The sequence below is a fragment of the Nostoc sp. UHCC 0251 genome (assembly GCF_034932245.1).
Classification (GTDB): domain Bacteria; phylum Cyanobacteriota; class Cyanobacteriia; order Cyanobacteriales; family Nostocaceae; genus Nostoc.
In genome coordinates this window covers 22,461-28,460 of the sequence record NZ_JAYGHD010000330.1, presented here as the reverse complement: position 1 = coordinate 28,460, position 6,000 = coordinate 22,461, and the positions used below count along the sequence as shown (strand labels likewise).

The 6,000-nt window shown below is 41.4% G+C and carries 3 protein-coding genes; 2 read left to right on the top strand and 1 reads right to left on the bottom strand.

The features are described 5' to 3' along the window. Positions 1-675 precede the first annotated feature (675 nt). On the top strand, positions 676-3,012 hold the full coding sequence (locus tag VB740_RS27545; protein WP_323203032.1) for an EamA family transporter: 2,337 nt from the start codon (positions 676-678) through the stop codon (positions 3,010-3,012). 1,573 nt (positions 3,013-4,585) lie between these two features. Here the strand turns inward: VB740_RS27545 and VB740_RS27540 are convergent. Beyond that, positions 4,586-4,897, bottom strand: a complete 312-nt coding sequence (locus VB740_RS27540) for a hypothetical protein (protein WP_323203031.1) — start codon at positions 4,895-4,897, stop codon at positions 4,586-4,588. Between the two features lie 77 nt (positions 4,898-4,974). On the opposite strand from VB740_RS27540, the gene hetR reads away from it, so the two are divergent. Continuing rightward, positions 4,975-5,874, top strand: coding sequence for a heterocyst differentiation master regulator HetR (hetR, locus tag VB740_RS27535; protein WP_323203030.1), 900 nt, complete (start codon positions 4,975-4,977; stop codon positions 5,872-5,874). Positions 5,875-6,000: the final 126 nt, after the last annotated feature.

Genomic DNA, 6,000 nt, shown 5'->3' with positions numbered 1-6,000 from the left:
GGTTTTTTCTTTCCCTTTTTCCCTTTCCCCTTTTCCCCTTAACCGAGAAGTATTGTTTCCGCACCCACTGTAATAGACTGCAACAACGCCAAAAAAGCATGTTTTTGCAGAACTGCTGCTCATTCATTAGAATGTTGTGCAGGGGATAGCGTAACTTTGAATTTCCACAGAAAGATACTTTAATCTCAATTTAGAGATAGAAACTGTCACAGAAGTTACATTCCACACAAATTTACACTTAGTTTCGCAAGTCAGACAATTTGGTGGCTATAGCGCACGCATCTGCAAGTCTTTGACAATTACTATTGGCAGCAAAAGAATAAATGTTTATGTGGAGTGAGATTTATTTAAAAATAAAAATCTCATTAGCAAATAAGTTGATGTAAATTAAACTGACTAAAAACAACAAAGGTTTTACTTCAAGAGATTTACAGCCATACGGACAATCTAAAATCTAAAATCGCTTGTCAATGTTGAAGAAAACACTTTGTATTAGGCAGTAATATAAATTTGATGTCTTTGCCAAGTTGTGTTCAGTATGACAGAATTACGTTGAAATGCGGAAGTGCTGTTAAAATTTTTAATTTATCTGACAAAATACATGAAATTAGTATGAGCGCCAATAAAGTGTACCGGAAGCAGCTTTATCGTCAAGGTGTTAGAGGTTAGAAGCTAATGGGGCGATTCGAGAAGCAACCAGAAAACCCAAGAGTCAGAGGCGAGTTGTCCAGAGCAGCAGAAAATGCTCTTTGGGCTGTAGTTGAAGATTTAGAAAATCTTCAGCAAAATGTCCTCAGAGGGTTACAAGAAGACGTAAAGCGACTTCAGTCAGAAAAGAATCGGTTATCTGATGACATTCAAAGCCTGCTAGAGGAAAAAGAGCATTTACAACAAGTGCGCCAAATTACTGAGCAGCAAGTGTTAATTCGGCAACTGGCAGAAGTTCTGGCAAAACATATATCTTCACAACTGCAATCCTCTCTGGCAACTTTAGCTAACCAAAATATAGAGGGCAAGTCTTATGAACAAGCTGCGCTTAAATCCGCTGAAGTAAGCAGCAATGTAGTAAGTGAAATCAATGAAAAAGTCGAACACATGTTTGACAGCTTGGATGACACCGTTACTGTTACCTTTAACTCGCTGCAACAGGAGCTGAAGAACTATCAAAGTAATCTTTCCCAGCAGTTGTCACGGATGTACAGCCAGCAGCAGCAAGGGGAAACGATTTTAACGGAGTTTGTTAATCGCCTGCATGGAGAGCTAGAAAAAACTATAGAAGAAGCTTCGCGTAAACCAGCAACAGCAGGTACACCTACTGTTTTGCAATTTACCGAGCCAGAAAAAAACAGTTCTTTTGAGACATCCCCGCCACAGGTTGGGGAAGTAGTAAGAAATTCCTCTGAGCCAATTTCCCCGATCCCCAATCAATTTTCACCAAGGGAAACGACATCAGAGCCGAACGTTGTTAAAGAAAACGCTGCGAACCCAATTTCTGCTCCCAACAAAGACTTGTCCCAAAGTGAAACAACATCGCAGCCGCCGATTCTTAGAGAAAACGTCGCTAACCTAATTTCTATTTCTGTCCCCAATAAAGATTTGTCGCAAAGGGAAACGACATCAGAGCCGACTTTTGTTCAAGAAAACGCTGCGAACCCAATTTCTGCTCCCAACAAAGACTTGTCCCAAAGGGAAACTAAATCAGAGCCGAATCCTACTGTAGTCCCGCCACCAAAGGAAAACGCTGCTGAACCAATTTCTGTCCTCAATAAGGACTTGCCGGAAAACGAAACGACATCAGAGCCTCCTACTGTATCGGTGCCACAGCCGGAAGCAATACAACCTTCACGAAGGAGAAACGCTGCTGAATCAATTTCTCTCCTCCGCAGGAACGTATCGCAGAGCAAAGCTAAATCCTCACCGACTACTGCGCTAGAGCCGCAGCCGGCTGCAAAACCTCCACAATCGCGATCGCGCAATTCTTCTGGTTTATCGTCGCTCCAAGTCGGTTTCTTGTTGATTGTCTTATCGGTAGTGTTATCGTCGCTTTATAACGTAGCCATTAAGATAATTTTCGGCGAAGGTTCCCAAATTTTTGGAGTATTAGAGGTAGAGCGCTTGCTGCCGCCCACTTTGGGTAATACTTTCTTAATTTTGACCCTACGGTTTATGGTAGTAGTGCCACTGATGGTATTGTTGTCTCCGATACTGCATCCAAGTTTGTGGCAAGACTTAGAAAACTTGGCCAACTCAGTCCGAGGAAATCCCACACCTGCTAATGCAGCTACCAAGCAGATTTTGCTGTTGTCGGTTGTGAGTGGATGCTTTTTGTTTTTGTCTCAGGTGCTCATATACACTGCGATCGCTCAAATCACAACTGGAATGGCGATCGCACTGTTCTTTATCTATCCGATGGTTAGTGGTCTATTCTCATGGCTTCTGTTTGGCGATCGCTTTAGCATATTTCGCATCGGTGCGATCGCCGCTATTTGCTGCGGTGAATTGTTGGTTTTGGGAGGTTCTCCCATAGGTATGAGCAATACTTCAATGGGAAGCAGCACCGCTATTCTTTCAGGCGTGGCTTTTGCTGCCTACATAATTCTGACACGGCATTGTGCTAGCAAACTGCATCCTGTGACTTTTACTTTAATTAACTTCGCTACCATGTTGTTGTTGAGCTTTATCTGCTTGATGCTACCTTTACCAAGCGATTGGAACTTGGTAGTTGACCCCTCTAAGATGCTGGAACTGGTTTTAAGTGCATTTATTTTGGGTGTGTTGACTCTTGCGGGCTATCTGCTCAACAATGTTGGTATCACTAAACTAGGGGCTTCACGATCAGCGCTCATCGGTGGTAGCATCCCAGTTTTAACAGTGATTTTCGCTGGGTTAATCATTCAAGAAAATTTGGATATTGTGCAAATTCTAGGAGTGTTGTTAGTCACCTTTGGCGCGGCTGCTTTCAGCTTTGAAACAATGCGAAATCAGGTTAAACCCTCTAGTCCTACAAATTAAATGACGAGTTCAATCAGTTTAGGTGTGATGGGAGCTACTTTACCTCCCATCACTCTCAGCACCAATCCTGACATGAATACGCTTAGTTGTCACTTCTCTAAATCATCTATGACAAACAAGATCCCCGACTTCTTTGAGAAGCCGGGGATCTAAGTTTTCACAAATAATTTAGGACTGCTGTATAGGTGGAGATAACGCTTAATAGATGAGCGAGCAGTAATCAGAATAACTTGACTTGTAATATATTTTTAGGGATTTAGCCTGATACAGATAGGGAAAACACGTATATGTAAGCAGTACGAGTAGTACTGACTCAAGCAATTGAGCAGGAGTACTTGCTCACAAAGGAAATTTGCAAGGAGTTAAAACCATTGCAGTACGTTTTAGAACTAGAAGATGAAGAAGTAACAGAAGTGTTTAGAGTAACCAGGTTTTTAAGCGTGGTAGACTCACTAAGTGGGCAAGAATAAATTAAACTATGTTAAGTAATGTAAATTTGCTACATTGGCTATTAGTAAGGCATTCAGACCTTAAAATAGGGCAAAATCCGCTTACCAAAACCTTTAATTATTCACGCCCGGTTACTTATTGTGTTTGGTGAGATAGAATCTTTATTTCTGTCAGTCTGTAGTAGTCAATTTGGTTTGCGTAGGCGTAGCCCGCGCTTCTCTGCGAGACGCTTTGCGTAGCTTGCTTCCACGTTCGCGTAGCGTCCCGTAGGGAAGTGGTACGACAAAGCTCAGTGACCACCGCAGGTATCGCCCAGATTCCTAGAGAAAGAAGTTTATGTCGTAACCTGCCACGGATTATCCTTCTTTTATAGCAACAAACTATCTACGCAATTCAAGTCTCTCAAATATATAAAACAGTGAGGTAGAAAATACTTAAAACAAATCAATAAATTAGTTAAATCATGAAAGTTTTAAATTCTTTCATGAAAGAAATATAAATTCATTGAAAAAGGATCGTGAAATAATTATCAGATGGAATCGAATATGTTTTATTATGTGTATGGCTAGTAACTAATCTTTCGGTTATTAGAATGAGCAACAAAGTCTGATGGTTATGCGATTGAGTCTTTAATAATCGCGGCTTTCTGTTTTAATTTATCAAAACAAAAGGATAAATTAAAGTTGGATTTAGGAGTAAAGATAAAATGTCATCAAATCTTGATTTAACAAAAATGAAACATATTTATATCCACATCATTTCTTTTCAAGTTAAAGATAGAGAAGTGTACTCCAAATCCCACAAACAATGATATGATAAGGAACGATATTTGAAAAAACAACAGGTATTTCTGAAATTGGAATTAATTGCTCTACTTGATGTCTACTATCTTCCCCCAAGTCAACGGCTTATAGTGGCGAGACATCACTGGAGGTTGTAAACAAGATGGTAATTCACAAGGAACCGTGTGGGTCAACTTCTGAATATTGCTACACCTTGTAAGCAATTTATTTTTAGATTACTCCCAATGATCTCTAGCCATCTGTGTACTACAAATAATTCGCTAAAGCTGAATAACAATCATCTTTTTCGAGTAACAGATATCCCAGACGAACCGCGCAAACTAGTTTTTACTCTGAATCGGCATAGTGCCAAAACTAGGTGTAAACAGCTTGACGTTGTTGCTCTTGAAAGATGAGAAAAAGGCAGAGAACTTAAAGGCTTTATAGATTACTTGCAACACAGTTGATTTTTGGGACGGGAACCGCCGTAAAGCTGGACTTGTGATGTTTTGAATTTTCTGGTCAGATGCAGAGACAGTTATAGTGACAACCATCAAATCTGCCTGTATACCAGAGAATATGCGAGAATGGTAGTTTAAACTACCACCGATTTCATAGTTATCGCATACTAATATAGTCTGAAGTAAAGACATTCTCTTCAGCCAGGTGTATACTACCTATTTTCACTCGATTAAAAATTGTGTAAACGTGCTATTCAATTGTCTGTAATATGAGTAACGACATAGATCTGATCAAACGTCTTGACCCCAGTGCGATGGATCAGATCATGCTTTATCTGGCTTTTAGTGCCATGCGGACGAGTGGGCACAGGCATGGGGCATTTTTAGACGCAGCCGCAACAGCAGCAAAGTGTGCAATTTACATGACCTATCTGGAGCAGGGGCAAAACCTGCGGATGACAGGGCATCTGCACCACCTGGAGCCGAAACGGGTAAAAATTATTGTAGAAGAAGTCAGACAAGCGCTAACAGAAGGCAAACTGTTAAAGATGCTGGGTTCTCAGGAACCGCGCTATTTGATTCAATTGCCTTACGTCTGGCTAGAAAAGTATCCTTGGCAACCGGGGCGATCGCGCGTTCCTGGTACCAGCCTGACAAGTGAAGAAAAAAGACAAATTGAGCAAAAACTTCCCAGTAATCTACCTGACGCCCAGTTAGTTAGCTCTTTTGAATTTCTAGATTTGATTGAGTTTTTGCACAGGCGATCGCAAGAAGACTTGCCACCCGAACACCAAATGCCTTTGAGTGAAGCTTTGGGTGAGCATATCAAGCGTCGTCTGCTCTACTCAGGAACGGTAACACGCATTGATTCTCCTTGGGGAATGCCCTTCTACGCTCTTACCCGTCCTTTTTATGCCCCCGCAGACGATCAAGAACGCACTTACATCATGGTAGAAGATACCGCTAGGTACTTCCGCATGATGAAAAATTGGGCAGAACGGCGACGAAATGCCATGCGCTTACTGGAAGAACTTGATATCCTCCCAGAAAAAATGGAGCAGGCTATGGAAGAATTGGATGAAGTTATCCGTGCCTGGGCAGATAAATATCACCAAGACGGCGGTATTGCAGTAGTTTTACAGACAGCTTTTGGTGAAAGAGAAGACTAGCACCGCAAAGCGGAAGTCAGCCGCAGGGCGGAAGTCAAAAGTCAAAAGTCACTCATGCTTTAATTTTGGGCTTTCTGGTTGAAATGAAATGTTAGTTTATTTCCGCCGGACTGTACTAGTAGCGCT